This window comes from Poriferisphaera sp. WC338 (assembly GCF_050931845.1).
GTDB lineage: Bacteria > Planctomycetota > Phycisphaerae > Phycisphaerales > Phycisphaeraceae > Poriferisphaera.
On sequence record NZ_CP194516.1, the window covers coordinates 467,458 to 485,093 of the forward strand.

The following is a 17,636-nucleotide window of genomic DNA, read 5'->3' on the forward strand; positions in this document are numbered from 1 at the left end:
CTGTAAACATCCGCACACAGGTTTTTGCACATATTTTTTTTTCGAAAGACTCTAAAAAAATCTAATGAACATGACGCAGCTTTATGCGGTGTAACACTGATCTTTTTAAGCTCAACTCGTTAAATCCTATAAGGGATATTATTATCCATTGAATGCGATATGGATTTCGTCTGGGCTGTTTTTAAAGGGATGAAAGTGTGTTTTATTTTTAAAGTTTAAATGATCTTTTTACAGTATGATTTTTACAACTGATCTTCGTTGCAGTGCAGTTTGTACCTGCTTATTACCAGTCGATGTGATTGATGAAAAGATCTATATCATGCTCTCGTTTCGTCGTGTGAGGTGGTAATTTGTGGTAACCAGCAGCAAGGGGTGTGTTCATTGGTCAGCGGCCTTCGTTTCGCGGAAGTTGGAGATGATATATCAAGACAGCAAAAAAACAATATCACATTACTGATATATGTGATTGTGCCCTTGGTGTATCAGAATCGCCGATACAGATAGGCGTATGCCTCGGTTGATCTTTTTCGATATGGGCATGGCATGTAAAAGGCAAGTTGATGTTAAATAAGAGATTATATTTTTCGCGTCATGCTATCTAAATTAAACACCCCCCATTGCAGGTAACCCCATCGTGATTTACACTTTCCGCATGACCATTCTGGAAAAAACAGCTCCGATTCTTGCCATTTCTGCGATCTCGCTCAGCTTAGTGGGATGCGCTTTTTTTGCTGATAAAGACACCGGGCCATCCGCTGAGGATCTCACCGCCATCGAGCAAGAGTACCGTGAGCGTGAACGTGAACGTGCTCAGACGCTTGCTGCTAACGAAAATGTAAATCCTGCAGAATCCTCACTCGTTATCAATGCCATGATCGGTCAAATCAATGGCAATGCCATCTACGCAGATGATGTACTTGCACCGTTACACGAAGAATTTTCGACCATCTCTCGTACTGCTACCCGTGAAGATTTTTATCGCCGCGCGATTGCGAGTGTGCAGCAACGTGTTCGCGAGATTATTGACGACACACTACTTTACGGCGAAGCCGAGCGTTCACTCAATGAGAACGAGCAATACGGCCTGAAAATGTTCATCAATACCCGTCGTGAAGAACTTCTTCGTACCTACGGGCAAGGTTCTTATTCACTTGCGGATCAAAAAGTCCATGAAGAGTTTGGTAAGTCTCTGGAAGAGCTTCTCGAAGATCATCGCAAGAAAGCTGTCATCCAAAAACATATCGATGAAGAACTTCTTTCACTCATCAGTGTGTCGCGAAGAGATGTTGAACGCTACTATCGTGATCACGCGGAAAAGTACAATCCACCGGTCAAGCGTGATGTTCGCATGATTCGCGTGGCGACCCCTGAACTTGCTAATGAGTTTCAGCAAAAACTTGCAGATGGCGAATCCTTTATCGCGCTCGCTTCCAGTGAAAGCAACACGTTCATGAAGTTTCGTAAAGGGCAACTCAAAGACCTAGAAGGTGATGAGCCGCTCCGCAAAGACCTCGCTTCTCTGAACGAATCGTTGCAGACACTTAAGGAAGGCGAATTTACGCCTGAGCCTATAGTAATCGGAAAAAACTACTGGTTTGTATATGTTGAGAAGTTCAATCAGGCACAGCGAAAAAGCCTCCGTGATGTACAGATGGAGATTCAGAATGAATTGCGTCACCAGCAATATCTGACTCGTCAAAATCAGTACATGATGAAGCTTTACCAGAACGGAAGTTTTTCTGACCCTGTCGAAATGTCTAAGAAGCTCGTTCAGATTGTGATGAACCGTTATGCGGCTCCTGAATCTTGAACGTGTTCATCTAATCAACGGTTAGGCGTATGCTCATGTGGCCGTTTACGCGCTCTATCTCACGTAACCATGATCAAGAGATTGGCCGGCGCGGCGAGAAGCAGGCTGCCCGATATCTTAAATCGCAGAAATATAAAATCTTGGCTCGTAATCTCCATCTCTCAGTCGGTGAAGTCGATTTACTTGTGAGATCTAATGAAGGTGCTTTGGTGATTGTAGAAGTGAAATCTTCTGCGTCAGCTACTGCGGACATGACTCCACCTGAGCTACATGTTGATCATGTTAAGCAGGCAAAGCTTCGCAAGCTTGCGATCGCCATCATGAAGCAATATCACTATGATTGGCAAACCACCCCGTTGCGTATTGACGTTGTTGGCGTTGTTTTCCCGCCACAGGGCAAACCCATCATCCGTCATCATCCAAACGCGGTGCAATTTCAAACATATGCTTGATGGTAAATTAACGTTTGTTTTTTAGTGCTTCTCGAAACACATCCATTGGCCCCGCTTGTCCAGTCCAAAGCTCAAGCTGTGGCGCCGCCTGATTTACAAACATGTCCATTCCGCTAATGGTTTTACAGCCTGCTGCCTTTGCATCCTTGAGCAGTTTCGTCTCGGCAGGATTGTAAATAGTGTCAAACACAATCATATTCTGTTTGAATGCGAATCCTTCCATCGGTGAAGCATCAATCTTGGGTAACATGCCGATCGGGGTGCAATTGATGTACACATCGCAATCCGACTGCATCAACTTATCCAGCCCTGCAGCGATAATGCTGCCGCCTCTATCTATCGCATAGACACCAAGTTCTTCTACTAATATTTCACCCTTGCTCATGGTTCGGTTATAGATCTGCACATCGCAGCCTTGCCCGCCGAATCCCGCAATGATCGCTCTTGCCACACCGCCCGCACCGATGAGTCCAATCGATTTGCCCGCAAGATCATCTCGCAGAATCCCCAATCCGCCGCACACCGCGTCTAACGCTCCAGCATAATCTGTATTACATGCATATAGTGAGCCATCGTCACGTACTGCAAGTGTATTCGCCGCACCGATTTGCTCGGTAAGTGGCTCGACCTCACCATCCATCTCTTTCACGAACCGGATCAAATTTTCTTTGTGTGGGATCGTGACCGAAGCACCCTTAAAATCAAGGTCTTTCTGATCGATCCAACTCCCCACTGTTGCTTTGAAACTCTCATAACTTTTTTCGATCGGCATCGGCAGATACACACCATCAAAATTTACCGCTTCAAACCCTGCGTTATGAATCACAGGGCTCAGCGAATGGCCCACGGGTTCGCCAATAACCCCATATACTTTTGTTTTCTCATTCAGTTTATCCCAGCGATAAACATGCTTGATCGCTTGAACCGTCGGTTGTCCGGGTGCTGTCCCTTCATCACTCAATGTTGCAAACGTCAGTAACGCCCCAAATTTTTTCGCGAGTACTCGTGAAGCTAAGCCATGTTCGCCCATGCATAGTGCAATCGTCGGCTTATAATTTCCCTGCACAATCTCAAATGCTTCAAGATTGTCGCGCAAACTCTTCGCCGCCCACGCAACTTTAATCACTCGTCCAAGCTCTGCCTCGGCCATCTTTGCCACACGCTGCAGTAAATCTTTTGGTCGTCCTTCAAAGTCATGCGACGACAGGATCAATCCCGTATCAATCCCCTTCACCTGCTCCGCATGGTCCACCACACCCTTGATCTTCAAACGCAGATTCGCCGACCGCTCATACGCCACAAGTTCAAGATCAATATATGCGGGCTTCCTCACCCCTACACACGCATGCTCTAAGAAAGCGATTCTTGCATCCTCATCCCCATCATAAAGTCCGCCTTCCCATGTTGGTCTGCATGTCACGATGCAGGGCAGGGGGCTTTCCACCACCAACTCTGTCACCGCTTTGGCATCTTCTGTGAAAAGATCAATGCGGTACTCGACCAGGTCGGCCCCTGCTTCTGCTGCTTTTGCCGCATAGCTGTGAGCGTGCTCAATATTCTGAACCATAATAGGGACTGTTAATTTCGTCATGGCGATTAGAGATTACCGTCGTAGCTACATGAATCAAATGTCATGTGACTAAATTCCACCCACCCTATGCTTGCTTTCAGCCTCGCTTCTACGAAATGATCTTGGGATCAATCGCACTTTTAAGGCAATAATATGTCTTTCCCTGGACACAACAAAAAAACGCTCGGCAACTACCGGGCGCTTTTCGTCTTCGTTTTTCCCTAACTATATTTTCATCAGGCGCAACAGAATCATGTCACTATCATCGAGACATAAATCCCGATAAATGTGAGAGTTGCGGGTTCTACGCAATCATCTTCTGGTTACCGCGTATTTCTGCGGCCAGTGTGGCGTATTTTGCCGATTCAATCACCTTGCCTTTTCGTGCTAACTCTAGCTGGCGACTGCGGATATACGCATACTGCACCTTGGGCTTTGCTTCGACTTTGGGTTGTTTTATTTGTTTCCTGGTCATAACTCTTCCCTCACCAGATGTCTGGTATGTCTTGTTCGATGAATGTCATGGTAGATCGCCTAGACATCCCGCAACCGCAGTGCCACGTTTTCTAGGACCTACACTTATCTAACTACACCAGTGTTCAGTTCTTACGACAGATGTGTCAATTACGCGCAAACATGAAATCGTTCGTTTTGCACAGCCATGGCTTGGGTGCTCCTGTCATCTCCCGGAATTCGCAGCAGCTTACTTGCCACGTTACGCTAGTGCTGCCTGTTCACCACCACCCACAAACCGCATCCAGCCGCAAGCCCACACGTCGGGCAATCCGTCATTAAAACATTCATCCCAAACCGGATTGGATCTCCGATTATGCCAACGATACAACCGATTCGTGCCCTGACTTATTCCACAACTACTCCCGGCGTTCTCGCTGGCAACGATATTTCCAACCGAATCGCCCCGCCTTATGACGTGCTTGATGAAGGCCCGAAACAGAACCTACTCGCCAAAGATCCACATAACATCGTGGCTGTCGATCTTCCTGTGACGCCGCCCAAAACCGTTGGTCCCGACACTGCCTACGAAGCTGCCGCGCAAACCTTTCAGTCATGGATCAATGAGGGCATCTTCACGCAGTCTGATGATCCAGCCATCTATGCTTATGAACAAGAGTACACCGTTAAAGATCAAACCTTTAAGCGTCGCGGTATTTTTACTGCCCTCGGCCTGCAAGACTTCAATCAACCCAACGGCATCTTCCGACATGAGATGACCATTCAAGGTGGCATCGACGATCGTTATAAACTTATGGCCGCTACTCAGTCTCAACTCTCTCCCATCTTTGGGATTTACGCTGATCCAAAAAAACAAGTCGCAAATCAACTTGGCGACATCTACAACAGCGCCCCCTCCTTCACCGGCACCACTCCCAACGATAACGTTATCCATCGCATCTGGACCATCACAGACCCTAGCATCATTACACCGCTTCAATCCTTTTTTGAAGCTTCGCCTGTCTACATTGCAGATGGTCACCATCGCTACACGACTGCGCTTCAATATCACAAAGACAATCCGGGCAACGCACTTGCCGCCAACTGTTTGTTTGTCCTTGTTGCTGCTGAAGATCCCGGCATGATCGTCCTTCCCACGCACCGCATCATCACAGGTATGAAAAACTTCAACATGGAAGCGTTCATTCATACCATGGCTAAGCGTGATGATGTGGTCATTCGTGCGGCGGAATGTTCCGCAGATGAACTGGGTGATCTTGAGATGATTCTGCCGAAATTGTCGGGTGGTGTTGGCGGCCATCATGACATGGGGATTTACGATCCTGTGACAGAATCCGCTTACATTTTCGCCACAAACGATGCAGACCCACTTGTGAAGACACATGCGGATAAGCCCGCTGTTTGGCGGGAGCTTGACGTTGCTATTCTTCAGCACTTACTTGTCGATCAAATCCTTACACCACAGTTTGCCCCACAAGGTGAAAAACTTTCTTATAAATACACAGCGGATATCAATGATTTTAAATCGCTCTGTGAAGAGAAAGATCCCGGCGATCAGCCTCGCCTTGGTGTTATCATGCAATCCACTCCGCTCCAATCCGTTATGGACGTGTCATTGGCCAACGAAGTAATGCCGCCCAAATCGACATACTTTTTTCCTAAACTCGCCACAGGATTGGTTATGAATCCACTTCGTGACGTCTAATCGTCGATTAGATAGAGGCAGATACATTGCCGCCCGTGCGAAACTGCGCGGGCGTTTTTTATGCCCAATAACACAATCATCACCGATAAATCTTCGCTTCATATTGATCGGTCAAGCATCACTAGATCCAATCGCGATCACTGGCCTATGATTCCACATCATGAGCCTTGTTGAGCTTGAAATCAAAAACCATATCGGCACCATCACGATGAACGATCTTCGTCATCGCAACTGCCTTTCTGCTGCACTCATTGATGGTATTCTTCATGCACTTGATGCCTGTGAAAAACAGCACGTCCGTGTTGTCATCCTCCGTGCTCACGATGATGCCGACGTTTGGTCTGCCGGCCACGACATTCGCGAAATCCCCACAGACAAACAAGACCCCGTCACTTGGAACGAGCCCTATGGCAAGCTCCTTCGTGTCATCCGACATTGTCGCCTTCCGGTCATCTGCGAAATCGGCGGCACCGTCTGGGGGGGCGCTTGCGACCTCGCAGTCAGCAGCGATCTCATTGTTGCTTCAACTAATGTTACTTTTGCCATCACCCCTGCCAAGCTCGGTTTACCTTACAACACTGTCGGCGTTGCTCACTTCCTCCATGCGCTACCACTCCACATTATCAAAGAGATGTTTCTGACTGCCCGGCCGATTACTGCTCAAGCCGCACATCGTTTCGGATTGATCAATCGTCTGGTTGAACTCGAAGATTTGCGAGCCGAATCAATTGATCTTGCTGAGATTGTTGCTGCGAATGCGCCACTTTGTATCCGTGTGCTCAAGACCGAGATGCGGATGCTCGCGGATGCTTTCGCACTCGCTCCAGATGATTACGAGCACATCCAATTCCTTCGCCGTCAAACTTTTCGATCGCAAGATTTTCAGGAAGGCCTGTGCGCCTTCCATGAAAAACGTTCTCCAGATTTTCAAGGCAAATAAGATTTGGACATGGCTATGAACATAATTGAGTTAAGCACTGAAAACCATATTGCCATCATCACCATGAATGATCATGCGCACCGCAATCGTTTTTCAGCATCGTTCAGTTCGCACATGCTCAAACTTTTCAACGAGTGTGAACGATCTGATTGCCGGGCAGTGATCATTCGCGCAAATGATGGTGAAAAGGTTTGGTCCGCCGGCCACGATATCGGTGAATTCCCCACCGATCAGAAAACCGACCCATTTCCTTGGGAAGAGCCATACAACCAGCTCACCCGAGCGATCCGCTACGCGCGTTTTCCAGTGATCTGTGCTGTGCAAGGATCGGTCTGGGGCGCGGGCTGCGATTTGGCCGCATGCAGCGATTTTGTCATCGCAACCCCCGATGCTACCTTTGCCGTTACACCGGCAAAGCTCGGCCTGCCGCACAGTCTCGTCGGCATCACCAACTTCATCCGCGCCTTTCCCGATCACATGCTCAAAGAGATCTTCATGCTCGCCAAGCCCATCGCCGCCGAGACCGCGCACCGGTTTGGCTTTGTCAACCGCTTGGTTGAGCCTGATAACTTGCACGATCAGGCAATCGCATTGGCGCAAGATCTGGCTGCCAATTCCCCGCGTTGTATTGCCGCGCTCAAAGCCGAGATGCGTATGCTTCAGGACGCGGTGCATTTCACCAGTCATCAAGCTGAGGAGATTCAGTCTCTACGCCGCCGGGTGTATCAATCCAGTGAGATCACCGAAGGGCTTGCCGCCTTTCATGAAAAACGCCCGCCAGAATTCACAGGCGAGTAGCTCAAATGGCCCCTGCCGCCTTTCAAGTCCGCACAAACTGACTATCTGTTCACCTTTCTGCGGGTTTCTATCCCCAATCGGCGCTTGTTTTCCGTTATGATCTCTTACAATGTCCGTGTATGACGGTGCTTACAGAGGAAATCCGGTTGCAGGATAAGATCACCGACGAACAGCTGGTCGCCGACTACCGTTCTGGCAAGACCGAGTGCTTTGAGCAGTTGCTCGAACGCTATCGTTTGGAATTGTTCCATTTTTTGATCCGATTTTTGGGCAACCGGGCTGCTGCGGAGGATGTGTTTCAGGACGCGTTTCTCCAGATCCACCTCTCAGCCGATACATTCGACATAAGCAAACGATTTAAACCCTGGCTTTTTACAATTGCCGCGAACAAAGCAAGGGACTTCTTACGTAAGAATAATCGAAGGCAGGCCGCTTCTTTGTCTGCGATGATCGATAGCTCAGGTGGGGATTCCGGCAGCGGTCGATCATTCGTCGATCTTATGGAAGCTGATGTGGTCCTGCCGGACCTTGGCGCACAAAATGCTGAGCAGAGGGAGCTGGTGCGACAGGTCGTGCAGTCATTACCGGATCATTTGCGGGAAGTGCTTACGCTGGCGTATTTTAACCAGTTCGCCTACAAGGAAATCGCCGAAATCCTTTCGATCCCGCTCGGTACCGTCAAATCCCGTCTGCACGCAGCCGTCGGTACTTTTGCGGACCTATGGAAAGCAAAGTTCAAAGAATCTGAATCAGGGGGTTGAGAATCGTTCTATGCCAGATGAACACACATATGAGAATACGCCAGAGCAACCAGTTGAGATCCGTTCGCTTTGTCCGGAAGATGCAGATGCACTGGATGCGATCATTGAGAATCGAGCCAACTGTTCGGACCTGAAGCTATCCGATCATGATCCGCAGCGGGCGGAGCAGATGGCCTCGCTCCTCTCGATCTTGGATGCTTATCCGGAAGAGCCAGCAGCCGATGACTTGGCCGCGCGCACTATGGCCCACATTCAGCAGGCTCGACAGCGTGAGCGTTTTGCTGAGCAGGTTCAGATGCTTTCACAGCCTGCCCGATCACTTGGCGTGTCTTGGCGGCAAATTGTCTCAGCTGCGGCGGTCTTTATTCTCGGTGTCTCGCTACTCTTCCCCGTTCTCCAACACAACCGTAACGAATCGCAGCGCATCGCCGGTCAGGCCAACCTTGCTGGTATGGGCTCGGCTATCTCTCAGTATGCCAACGACAACAATCTCGCGCTTCCAGCGCTTTCGGTGAATCCCGGATCGATTTGGTGGAACGTTGGTCAGACATCCCAGAACAATCAGGACCAAGGCGCGATCAATTCGAACTCCGCCCATCTCTACTTGCTCGCCCGTCATCAATACCTCAAACCCGAAGAGATGATTTGTCCAGCCAATGTCCACGCTCCTGTGCCGGGATCAATGACGACTGCGGATCACGATTGGAAAACCCCGCAGGCGGTTTCGTTCTCTTACCAAAACCAGTACGGAAGGATCCGGCTCCGTATCAATCATAACCCCAACATGATTATCCTCGCCGACAAAAATCCGCGCTTTAAGATTAATCTCGATACCAATACGCTCACTTTCGACCCACGTACAAGCCCTGCGGCTGTGAGTCGCGCTCATCAATCTCGCGGCCAGAACGTTCTCAATCTCGGTGGCAACGTTACATGGACAACCTCATCTGTAGTCACCTATCCCAACCTCAAAAAACAAGACAATATCTACAACGCCACCGGCATCGAAACTTACACAGGTACGGAAACACCCACTGAAGAACACGATTCTTTCCTCGTCCCCTAAACACAATCTCTAAAGACAACATGACGACCTCAAAATGCTCGCTCACTTGTGGGCATTTTTTTGTAGGCACCTATGTTCTATTGCGATTATTTATTCTGCGTACAGAGCAGTTGCGACTCGACACAAACCCCGAGTCATTTCTCTATTGTATTTTTTTGCGTATTCACGATAATGACCAATAGGAACGCCTGTCTACACTGGCATGATTGATACCTCATATGGATTTGCTTTGTTTGAAGCTTTAAAATCAGGTGTTTCCGGCGATTCATGATTCCGAGTTACTGAGCGTATTTGTACGTGTTGGATGCTTAGGGGCTTGATATTTCGATTCCGGGTTTCTGGGCGGTCTGATGGTTTGTGACGCAGGTTTCTCACTTTTTATTCGTCGCAACTACAAGCTTCGACAAGCGGATCAATGGTGGGTCTCAGCTGTGCTGACAATCTAAGCGTATATAGGACCACGATCCTGCGGTTTGTACGGCATTGATCTTTGCCGATCCACCTCTATTGTTTACCAGAGACGTTGCTCATGTCTCTGTCTAAGCAAGAGAAGGCTCCAGCCGTTGGACTTGAATGTTCTGCGAATTCAGTAGGGGGATTACAACATTCCGAGGGTTAAATAGCCTGCGTGTGATATGCAAAACCTGATCATGAAGAGCAGGTGACGCAAGGCCGAGGCAGAAAGGATTGAGACATGATTTCAACCAACATTACAACCGAACATCTGCAGAAGCTATTTGATGAGAAATGCCGCGCCAACACGCACACACTTCTCAATCATCTGTTGCATCAACCGATCGAGCCTCACCTTGAATCGATTGCACGTGCATTGCATCATGCGCTCCCCGAACTATTGGTGATCGTGGAGCAGTCGCATCATGTGCCGATGCATCAGCATCATGTCGCGATCCATCGTATTTTGACGGATCATGATCGCGCACCGTACGAACCACAAACATCGCCGGATGCATACGCTCACCATAACCATCGTATTGATCAACTCACTGAAGAGTTAACGACGATTCTTGAATCAGTTCGTCGTTCTGCTATTAAGTGTGGTGATTGGTCTGATCGTCTCGCGGCACCGCAGTTCTTTGGCTAATCCTCTGGGTCCTGAAGGAGCTCTGCACCCAGAAATGTATATCAGCTATAGTCCCAAAAGATAAACAAGTACCCGTTGCCATTTGCAGCGGGTTTTTTATGAAACATTATCCTGTTGCTGTCCATGATCAATTCTCCCCACCTTTGCTCATAGCCGGTATCATGTGGCTAACACAACTTCATCGTCCCACCATCCCCACACCGGGAGTTACTCCATGACCGAACAAGAACCCAGCCCCGCTGGTACCCCTAGCCCTAACGAACAGCAGTCAGATGCCGGCACCAGTAACACCAAGATCACCGATATCCTCCCTTTTCCTGATCACCGTGATCTATATGTTTTGATCGTCGGACTGCTTCTTGGCATTGTTCTCTCCGCCAATTTCCTTGGCGCTGTTGCTCCTAACCTTTACAACAAAATCTTCCTTGGCAACCTCGCTGAACGAACTGCGATCATTGAGTATGAGAAACAAGTCGCGCCATTCAAAGCTGAGCTACAGGCGAAACAAGCTGCGGGTGAAAATCAGCAGATGGATCAGCAAACCTTCATGCAGATCATGGCCATGCAAAAGGAAGAGCAACAACTCAAGGCCAATCTTGTTCAGGCAAGTACTGCTCATACGACTGGCTTGCTCGGCATTATCCTGACTCTTGTTCTTGCTGTGGTTGCTGTTTCTGTTATCGAAACTCAGATCGTTCCCAATACTAAAAACAACCGCGCAGAAATCCCTCCATCACTTGGCCGACTTACACGCCTTCGTTATGTGATCCTCGCCGCCATCCTCACGATTATCATCGCCCAGCCGAACTTCATTTCCACCGTCCCCATCACTTTCGCGATTATCCTCATTGGCTTCATCCTCTTCGCGGGGCTGTTTCCATTTGGGAAAAAATCTGCCAAGTAATTTCATTCTTGCCTGAAATATACGTGTCTCTACCTCGTCTATACCTGTGTTAGCGTTTCCTAATCACATTCATCACACAGGATCAACCCTGCGCATGGACTTCCGCTTCTCCATCATCTTCGCTCTTATTTTCGCGTTGATTTTTGCCATTTTTTTTATTCGTGCGGCAAAGAAACAGACCAAACTGATTCGTGATGTCGAAGCTGCCAAAGCAAAACGTATCCGCACCTATCTCGTTACAGGCTCCATCAACCTCATCGTCACCACACTTTTTTTCTATGCCGATCAACTCTCATTTCCCTTCTACATCTTCGCTGCTATTACCGCGTCGCAATTTATCGCCGCTTTTTGCGAGTACGTTAAACAACCCACCCATAAACAATTCCTTCACGCCTACGCAGCCGACTCTTCCAAATGTGGTCGCTGCAACTATTCTCTCGCGCATATCACCACACAAGCCTGCCCCGAATGCGGTTGGCAGCTCCCCAACCTCACCAACCTCAAAATTCAATCTCCCGCCATCCTTTTCTGGTGGAAGCAGTGGCGCATCGACTATCTTGAAAGCCCTCGCAAAACAACCTATCAAATGCTCTGGCTCGTCTCCATATTCTCATTGTTACTCCCAGCCTCTTTTCTCTTCTACTACTTATATTTCCCTGAGATGACCATTGAAAGAGCTCTCGCGCGTACCTTCCTCGGCCCGCAAGTCATCATTCTCTTCATGATCCTTCACTTCACCATCAACCTCATCCGCGTTATCCAATATCGTTGCCGCAAAGAGCAACAGGAGGCGTAACGATGTTCTCCAGAATCATCATCGCGCTAACCAATCCCGTCGTGCAGAAGCTTTTCTTCAGCACGGTCCTCTCGCTTATTGTTTCTTTCTTAGTCGCAGGCTACTCCCCATCAATCAAGCGATTTCGTCAGCAATTCAAAGAAGCCGGTGCGGAGAAACGCAAGCTCATCTTCATTCACCTGTGGCAAGGCGCGAGCTTTGGTAGTCTCGCATTTGTTTCTACCTATGCTGTTCTCCGCGGTTTCTATCCGTATCTCACTTATTGGAGTGCCGTTGTCAGTATCGCCAACTTCCTCATCGCTTTTTATCAATTTATCCGTCCTCTGAATGAACACGAATTTCTTCTGGCCTATAAGCGCAGGCCCGATCGTTGTCCCCACTGCCAATACAACATCACCAATCTCACCCGCAGACAATGTCCAGAATGTGACTGGCATATTCCAGATGTAAATCAGATTCAAGTGCAATCGCCCACCACCTGGCGGTGGTGGAAGCAATGGCGCATCGACTATATTTACAGGCCGATTCGACTCATTTGCCTGTCCATGTTTGCCTACTTCGTCTACATGCTGCTGCTATCACCCGTCGCTTATTTTATCTATGTTTCCCGCCATGAGATCAATCTAGTTTACATTGCGCTATTGCTAGCGATACTCGGGGGATTGGCCCTGCATCTTGTGATCAATCTCGTCCGCATCATCCAATACATATGTAGTCGTGTAAATGATCAGTCCGTTAGACATCAGCTTCGCCATATAGCGTCCGTCTAATCACCGATTAAACCGATCGTTATCAATGAAAAATGAATGCATCACATGCAGATATAGATTGCGCTATAGAATCAATGACCATTTTGTGGCGAGGTGAGTTTGTCTGCGTGTTTTTTTAGGAATGATGCGGTCAGGCCGGGGAACAGTGTGGCGAACGACACACCGACGTGTACGGACTTCATTGGCCATACTTCTGCCTTTGGTTTGATGATTGCTTTTACAATCTTCTTTGCCACCTGCTGCGGCGTCTGCATGATGTGCTTTGGCGTGTTGTTTACGCCGCGCGTCTGAACCGACTTTTCATCCACCTGATCGAAAAACTCGCTGGATGTGCCGGCCGGATGTACGGAGGTAACTTCAAACCCTTCACTTGCCAGTTCACCGCGCAGTGCCGAGGCGATTGAATCCTGTGCGGCCTTTGTTGCTGCGTACGCCCCAAACATTGGCAAGCCCACCTCACTTACCACCGATGACGTGATCAGATATTGCTTGAGTCCATCCGGTGTTTGCGTCATGTAATCATGAGCAGCTTTGATCGTGCGAACGGTGCCAAAGTAATTTACTTCAAAAATTTTCCGGTGCTCTTCCTCGGTCATGTCCAGTACCGAGGTATAGAGTCCATACCCTGCGTTGGCAAAAACAATATCCATTCGCCCGAAAGCTTGATGGGAGTCATGCATGAGCTTGTCGACATCTTCCTGTATGCCGACATCGCCTGTGACGACATGGGTTTCGCCGCCAGCTTGCTTGACCTTTTCTGCAATGGCATGAAGTTTGTTTTCCCGCCGTGCGTTTAAGATGATTTTCATGCCATGCTTGCCACATTCAATTGCAGTGGCTGCCCCAATCCCCGAGCTGGCCCCGGTAATCACAATCACTTTGCCTTGGAGATTTCTTGTCATGATCAACAGTATCCGTGTGATTGCTGGTTTCTCGCAACTGGGGCCGATACTTATGTGTAAAACATTTGGTTAGTTGGTAGCTGTGCCTGATGTCGTTCGCTGGTGTCAATCCTGCGCTATTGTGTTTGCTTGCTCTTGATCATTGAACATCCCGGGCGGCGCGTTTTGGATTTGTTTTGCTGAAAGAGGTGAGCCACATTCGGGACAGCGCGGTTCGGAGAGTCCCCAAAGTGTGTGGCTACATTTGGCGCATTGCCATGCGAGGCCATGCTTTGGAAGGTTTTTGTGATTGGGGATCAGTGAGATAAACGCCAAAACGAAAAAGATGATTGAGCCAAGAATTAGACCCAATGCGAAAACGAGGGCATCGATTCCGGGTCCTGATTTGTCCGCGTTATAGCCGACTACGAAGAGCGTGATCGAGAGCGTAATGCAGGTAATGAAGACGATGCGTTTTTTCATGATGGACTCCGGAACCATCAATATGCTAACAGGATTGTACTTTGAATACGTTATGACGAACGTGATTTTCATGTGTGTGGTGAAGTGCGTATACTCTGGCCATGAATCACGATGAATTAGCAAAACGGATCGCAGAGGTGGCTTTACTGAAAGGTGAGTTTACGCTGCGGAGTGGCCGGAAATCTAAGTATTACTTGGATAAGTATTTATTTGAAACGCAGGGCGATGTGCTTGAGGCGTTAGGTAAGTCGTTTGCGGAAAAAGTTGCGGCGATTGAATCTGAATCTGGCGGAGTAGATCGGATAGCAGGCGCAGAGCTTGGCGGGATTCCGATCGTGACGGCAACAGCAATTTATTCGGGAAAGCCGACTGTTTTGATCCGAAATCAGAAGAAAGATTATGGCACAGCTAAGCAGCTCGAAGGCAAGATCGAAGCGGGTGAGAAAATCGTGATTCTGGAGGATGTCGCTACTACCGGCGGGCAGGTCCTTGAAGCGGCCAAACTTTTGGAAGAAGAGTTTGGCGTGAAGGTCGTGAAGATCATCGCCACGATCGACCGCCAGGAAGGCGCGCGGGAAAATATTGAAGGGGCAGGATACGGATTTGATGCACTGTTCACCAAATCGGATCTTGGGATTGACGAATAAATCAGATTGCGACGAATGGATCGTGGCTGGATGAAATAAACAAAAGCGGCACGCACGAAAATGGTGTGGGCCGTTTTTTATATGGGTTCGTTGTTGATAGGTAAGGCCAAGCACGAGCTAAATGGTGGGGGTTTCTAGTTTAGGAGTTAATTAACTTACCCAATGAGGCCTTCGTGGTGGTCGTCTTTGGTTGGCTCATCGCCGTGGACGATGACGGGGTCGATCTCGGCTTCAATGTTGACGTTGCCGAAGGCATCGACGACGCAGACGGGGATGCGGTTGGCTTTCCAGTCGGCGAGTGGGAGGAGCGGCCAACGTTGCGGTGTGCCGCGCGAGGGTTCGACAGTGATGTAAGCGCCGCCGGGTGCGAGCTTGTCGATGATGATGCGTGGTCCGGAGAGGAGGTAGCCGATGGAGACGGCTCCGCGCGGGTAGAAGGACAGCATATTGTTGATATAGGTGTCGATGAACCCGAAGGATTGTCCGCGAGTGTTGGACATGATTTGCATGTCCCAGTAACACTGTGCGTGGCCTGATGGCATGCCGAGGTAACGTGCGAGGTGGTCGCGCCAAATGTTCTGGGAGATCCAGACGTTATCGATTTCTTCAGAGGTGTGGCCAGACCCGTAGTGGGATTGGTTTTCGCGGAGCGCGTTGTTGACGTCCATCTTAACGCGCTTGAGATCGAGGATGGGGGGCTGGCCGATGATGTGGGGGAGGAAGGTGCCGTTGGCGGAATAGATGGAGTAAGCATCCCAGCCGGAGTCCTGATCGAAGGAGATCATCTCGCCGGTGGCGTCGTCGATCATGCCGAAGGAATTTTTTTCAAGACAGACTGCGTAGTGGTCGCCGAGCCAAGCGGCGGCTTCAATTTTCTTGAGATCTTCCTCGGCACGCGTTTCGCACTGTTTGGCAAGTTCGATGTTGTCGGCTTGTGTGAGTAGCGAGACGGCGGCGCGAAGTGCGGCAACGCGTTTGACGGCAAGGTAGATCTGTTTACTGGCGAATTGTGTGGCGTGGTTGGCGTCGTCGATGGTGTTGGCGCCGCCTTCGGTGGCGAAACCGGAGCCATCGCGGTCGACCCAAAGGAGATAGGTGGCGAGGCGAGCAATGAGGTCGGCGTGACGGTGTGCGACCGAGCGGTCGCCGGTCCAGTGCATATAGGTCTGCGCGAGTTGGAGATAGTTGACTGCTTCCTCGACGGGCATGTCGTGGGGGTAGGCTTGTCCGCAGACGTAGAGCCCCACACCCATATCGTGTGCCATGTAGGAACCGCCGGAGGGCTTGTGCGGCATTTCAAAGCTGGCCCATTGGTCAAGTTGCTGTGCAAGCAGTTGTGGCCAGAGTGTGAGGTACCAGAGTGAGATGTTGTACTCGACGTCGAGGGAAGAGTGGTAGGTGCAGGATCCTTCCCAGACGGAGAACCACTGCTTCATGGGGCCTTTCTGGTCGCGGATGTCGCACCAGAACGTGTTAGCGAGGAAGGCGTGGAAGGATTGATTGATGAGGTGACGACGGGCACCGCGGAGGGGTGCTTGTTCGAGAAGTTTTTCAAAGCGGCGGGAATGTGCGAGGTAGTCATCGCGATTGGCGATGGCATCGTTAATGACTTCATCAACGTCAAGCCAATGTGAACAATAGCGGAAGGTGGCGTCGCGTTGGTGCTCGCCATCTTGGACTTTGAGGACGGGGTTGCGTGTGTAGGCGCCCCAGATGAGTCGCCATTTGATGCCGGACCCGGTTGCGGTAATGGGGATGTTGTAGGTGAGTCCTGCGCCGCCGTCTTCGAGCCATTCCTCGTCCATGGGCTCGCAGCCGGGATTGAGCGAAACGATGCGTTCGGCAACATTAACGGGTTGCAGTTCTGCGTTGGGGTCTTTGGAAGCAGGGCCTTCCTGGGGGTGCATGTGGTTTTGGTAGGCGAGCTGGATTTGTGCAGATTTCTGATCGGGGCTGACGACGGTTTTGAATTCTGTATCGGGTCGTTTGATGCGGATGAAAAGTTTGACGTTGTCGGGAGACTCATGTTCGGGGAGGTCCCATCGCCAGATTGGGACGGGGTTCACGCGCATCTCAAGGTAGAAGGCGGGCATGAGGCAGAGCTTTTCGTTCTGCGGATAGAAGACGGAATGGATATTAAATTCGAAACGGAGACGGTATTTTTCGGAGTAGCCGCGATAGGTGATGGAATTAACACGTTCGAATTGTTCGCAGTTGGCGAGTTCAACGCCGTCGATGGTGAGGGGGAGTGTGCGATGGGTGCCATCGGGCTCGACGAGGCCGACCATGAGGTCGAGGGGTTGATCGAGGAAGCGGCCCATGGCGCCGTGCATGACACGCCGTTTGTACGGTTCGAAGACTAATCCGAAGCGGCTACCGAGGCGAGCCATGGTCCAGGTCATTAACTGCATGAGGCGGCATCCAATCCTATCTCAACCACGTCAACATGATATGCCGCGTGGGCATTGTTCAATCGT

The 17,636-nt window shown here is 49.7% G+C and carries 17 protein-coding genes; 12 read left to right on the forward strand and 5 right to left on the reverse strand.

What is annotated here, in order from left to right; genetic code table 11:
• Positions 1 to 634 precede the first annotated feature (634 nt).
• Both ACQ6WK_RS01920 and ACQ6WK_RS01925 read left to right on the forward strand, forming a co-directional pair.
• Positions 635 to 1,810, forward strand: a complete 1,176-nt coding sequence (locus ACQ6WK_RS01920; protein ID WP_432799054.1) for a peptidyl-prolyl cis-trans isomerase — start codon at positions 635 to 637, stop codon at positions 1,808 to 1,810.
• 35 nt (positions 1,811 to 1,845) lie between these two features.
• Positions 1,846 to 2,262, forward strand: a complete 417-nt coding sequence (locus ACQ6WK_RS01925; protein WP_432799055.1) for a YraN family protein — start codon at positions 1,846 to 1,848, stop codon at positions 2,260 to 2,262.
• Between the two features lie 7 nt (positions 2,263 to 2,269).
• On the opposite strand, the gene aroE is transcribed toward ACQ6WK_RS01925, so the two are convergent.
• Together aroE and ACQ6WK_RS01935 are read right to left on the reverse strand one after the other, a co-directional pair.
• A complete protein-coding gene (gene aroE, locus ACQ6WK_RS01930) occupies positions 2,270 to 3,853 on the reverse strand; it encodes a shikimate dehydrogenase (RefSeq protein ID WP_432799056.1) in 1,584 nt (527 codons plus the stop codon).
• Between the two features lie 283 nt (positions 3,854 to 4,136).
• The gene (locus ACQ6WK_RS01935) at positions 4,137 to 4,307 is read right to left on the reverse strand and encodes a hypothetical protein (protein ID WP_432799057.1); all 171 of its coding nucleotides are present in this window, start codon (positions 4,305 to 4,307) and stop codon (positions 4,137 to 4,139) included.
• A 354-nt stretch (positions 4,308 to 4,661) separates the two neighbouring features.
• Between ACQ6WK_RS01935 and ACQ6WK_RS01940 the strand changes: the two genes are divergently transcribed.
• From ACQ6WK_RS01940 to ACQ6WK_RS01980, 9 genes are all read left to right on the forward strand, one after another.
• Positions 4,662 to 6,011, forward strand: a complete 1,350-nt coding sequence (locus ACQ6WK_RS01940) for a DUF1015 family protein (protein ID WP_432799058.1) — start codon at positions 4,662 to 4,664, stop codon at positions 6,009 to 6,011.
• Between the two features lie 160 nt (positions 6,012 to 6,171).
• Complete coding sequence (gene scpB, locus ACQ6WK_RS01945) at positions 6,172 to 6,951, forward strand: methylmalonyl-CoA decarboxylase (RefSeq protein ID WP_432799059.1); 780 nt, start codon at positions 6,172 to 6,174, stop codon at positions 6,949 to 6,951.
• A gap of 9 nt (positions 6,952 to 6,960) precedes the next feature.
• Positions 6,961 to 7,749, forward strand: coding sequence for a methylmalonyl-CoA decarboxylase (scpB, locus tag ACQ6WK_RS01950; RefSeq protein WP_432799060.1), 789 nt, complete (start codon positions 6,961 to 6,963; stop codon positions 7,747 to 7,749).
• A gap of 119 nt (positions 7,750 to 7,868) precedes the next feature.
• Positions 7,869 to 8,510, forward strand: a complete 642-nt coding sequence (locus ACQ6WK_RS01955; protein ID WP_432799061.1) for an RNA polymerase sigma factor — start codon at positions 7,869 to 7,871, stop codon at positions 8,508 to 8,510.
• 10 nt (positions 8,511 to 8,520) lie between these two features.
• Positions 8,521 to 9,576, forward strand: a complete 1,056-nt coding sequence (locus ACQ6WK_RS01960; protein WP_432799062.1) for a hypothetical protein — start codon at positions 8,521 to 8,523, stop codon at positions 9,574 to 9,576.
• A 694-nt stretch (positions 9,577 to 10,270) separates the two neighbouring features.
• Positions 10,271 to 10,678, forward strand: coding sequence for a hypothetical protein (locus tag ACQ6WK_RS01965; RefSeq protein WP_432799063.1), 408 nt, complete (start codon positions 10,271 to 10,273; stop codon positions 10,676 to 10,678).
• A 214-nt stretch (positions 10,679 to 10,892) separates the two neighbouring features.
• On the forward strand, positions 10,893 to 11,582 hold the full coding sequence (locus ACQ6WK_RS01970; protein WP_432799064.1) for a hypothetical protein: 690 nt from the start codon (positions 10,893 to 10,895) through the stop codon (positions 11,580 to 11,582).
• Positions 11,583 to 11,676: 94 nt separating this feature from the next.
• Entirely contained in the window at positions 11,677 to 12,378 is a 702-nt protein-coding gene (locus ACQ6WK_RS01975; RefSeq protein WP_432799065.1) for a hypothetical protein, read from the forward strand.
• 2 nt (positions 12,379 to 12,380) lie between these two features.
• Positions 12,381 to 13,148: a hypothetical protein gene (locus ACQ6WK_RS01980; protein ID WP_432799066.1), complete on the forward strand. Its 768-nt coding sequence runs from the start codon at positions 12,381 to 12,383 to the stop codon at positions 13,146 to 13,148.
• 71 nt (positions 13,149 to 13,219) lie between these two features.
• Here the strand turns inward: ACQ6WK_RS01980 and ACQ6WK_RS01985 are convergent, their stop codons facing one another.
• Together ACQ6WK_RS01985 and ACQ6WK_RS01990 are read right to left on the reverse strand one after the other, a co-directional pair.
• Positions 13,220 to 14,050 (reverse strand): SDR family NAD(P)-dependent oxidoreductase, encoded by an 831-nt coding sequence (locus ACQ6WK_RS01985; protein WP_432799067.1) that lies wholly within the window; start codon positions 14,048 to 14,050, stop codon positions 13,220 to 13,222.
• Positions 14,051 to 14,155: 105 nt separating this feature from the next.
• Positions 14,156 to 14,512, reverse strand: a complete 357-nt coding sequence (locus tag ACQ6WK_RS01990; protein ID WP_432799068.1) for a hypothetical protein — start codon at positions 14,510 to 14,512, stop codon at positions 14,156 to 14,158.
• 137 nt (positions 14,513 to 14,649) lie between these two features.
• Here ACQ6WK_RS01990 and pyrE point away from each other — a divergent pair, with 137 nt between their 5' ends.
• Positions 14,650 to 15,159: an orotate phosphoribosyltransferase gene (gene pyrE, locus ACQ6WK_RS01995; RefSeq protein ID WP_432799069.1), complete on the forward strand. Its 510-nt coding sequence runs from the start codon at positions 14,650 to 14,652 to the stop codon at positions 15,157 to 15,159.
• A 155-nt stretch (positions 15,160 to 15,314) separates the two neighbouring features.
• On the opposite strand, the gene ACQ6WK_RS02000 is transcribed toward pyrE, so the two are convergent.
• The gene (locus ACQ6WK_RS02000) at positions 15,315 to 17,570 is read right to left on the reverse strand and encodes a glutaminase domain-containing protein (RefSeq protein WP_432799070.1); all 2,256 of its coding nucleotides are present in this window, start codon (positions 17,568 to 17,570) and stop codon (positions 15,315 to 15,317) included.
• Between the last annotated feature and the right edge of the window lie 66 nt (positions 17,571 to 17,636).

Excerpts from the sequence above, each read along its gene's own strand:
- ACQ6WK_RS01935 (WP_432799057.1), bottom strand. The coding sequence starts at position 4,307 with ATGACCAGGAAACAAATAAAACAACCCAAAGTCGAAGCAAAGCCCAAG.
- ACQ6WK_RS01975 (WP_432799065.1), top strand. The coding sequence starts at position 11,677 with ATGGACTTCCGCTTCTCCATCATCTTCGCTCTTATTTTCGCGTTGATT.
- ACQ6WK_RS01925 (WP_432799055.1), top strand. The coding sequence starts at position 1,846 with ATGTGGCCGTTTACGCGCTCTATCTCACGTAACCATGATCAAGAGATT.
- ACQ6WK_RS01965 (WP_432799063.1), top strand. The coding sequence starts at position 10,271 with ATGATTTCAACCAACATTACAACCGAACATCTGCAGAAGCTATTTGAT.
- aroE (WP_432799056.1), bottom strand. The coding sequence starts at position 3,853 with ATGACGAAATTAACAGTCCCTATTATGGTTCAGAATATTGAGCACGCT.
- ACQ6WK_RS01980 (WP_432799066.1), top strand. The coding sequence starts at position 12,381 with ATGTTCTCCAGAATCATCATCGCGCTAACCAATCCCGTCGTGCAGAAG.
- ACQ6WK_RS01960 (WP_432799062.1), top strand. The coding sequence starts at position 8,521 with ATGCCAGATGAACACACATATGAGAATACGCCAGAGCAACCAGTTGAG.
- ACQ6WK_RS01970 (WP_432799064.1), top strand. The coding sequence starts at position 10,893 with ATGACCGAACAAGAACCCAGCCCCGCTGGTACCCCTAGCCCTAACGAA.
- scpB (WP_432799059.1), top strand. The coding sequence starts at position 6,172 with ATGAGCCTTGTTGAGCTTGAAATCAAAAACCATATCGGCACCATCACG.
- ACQ6WK_RS01940 (WP_432799058.1), top strand. The coding sequence starts at position 4,662 with ATGCCAACGATACAACCGATTCGTGCCCTGACTTATTCCACAACTACT.
- ACQ6WK_RS02000 (WP_432799070.1), bottom strand. The coding sequence starts at position 17,570 with ATGCAGTTAATGACCTGGACCATGGCTCGCCTCGGTAGCCGCTTCGGA.
- ACQ6WK_RS01990 (WP_432799068.1), bottom strand. The coding sequence starts at position 14,512 with ATGAAAAAACGCATCGTCTTCATTACCTGCATTACGCTCTCGATCACG.
- scpB (WP_432799060.1), top strand. The coding sequence starts at position 6,961 with ATGGCTATGAACATAATTGAGTTAAGCACTGAAAACCATATTGCCATC.
- ACQ6WK_RS01985 (WP_432799067.1), bottom strand. The coding sequence starts at position 14,050 with ATGACAAGAAATCTCCAAGGCAAAGTGATTGTGATTACCGGGGCCAGC.
- ACQ6WK_RS01955 (WP_432799061.1), top strand. The coding sequence starts at position 7,869 with ATGACGGTGCTTACAGAGGAAATCCGGTTGCAGGATAAGATCACCGAC.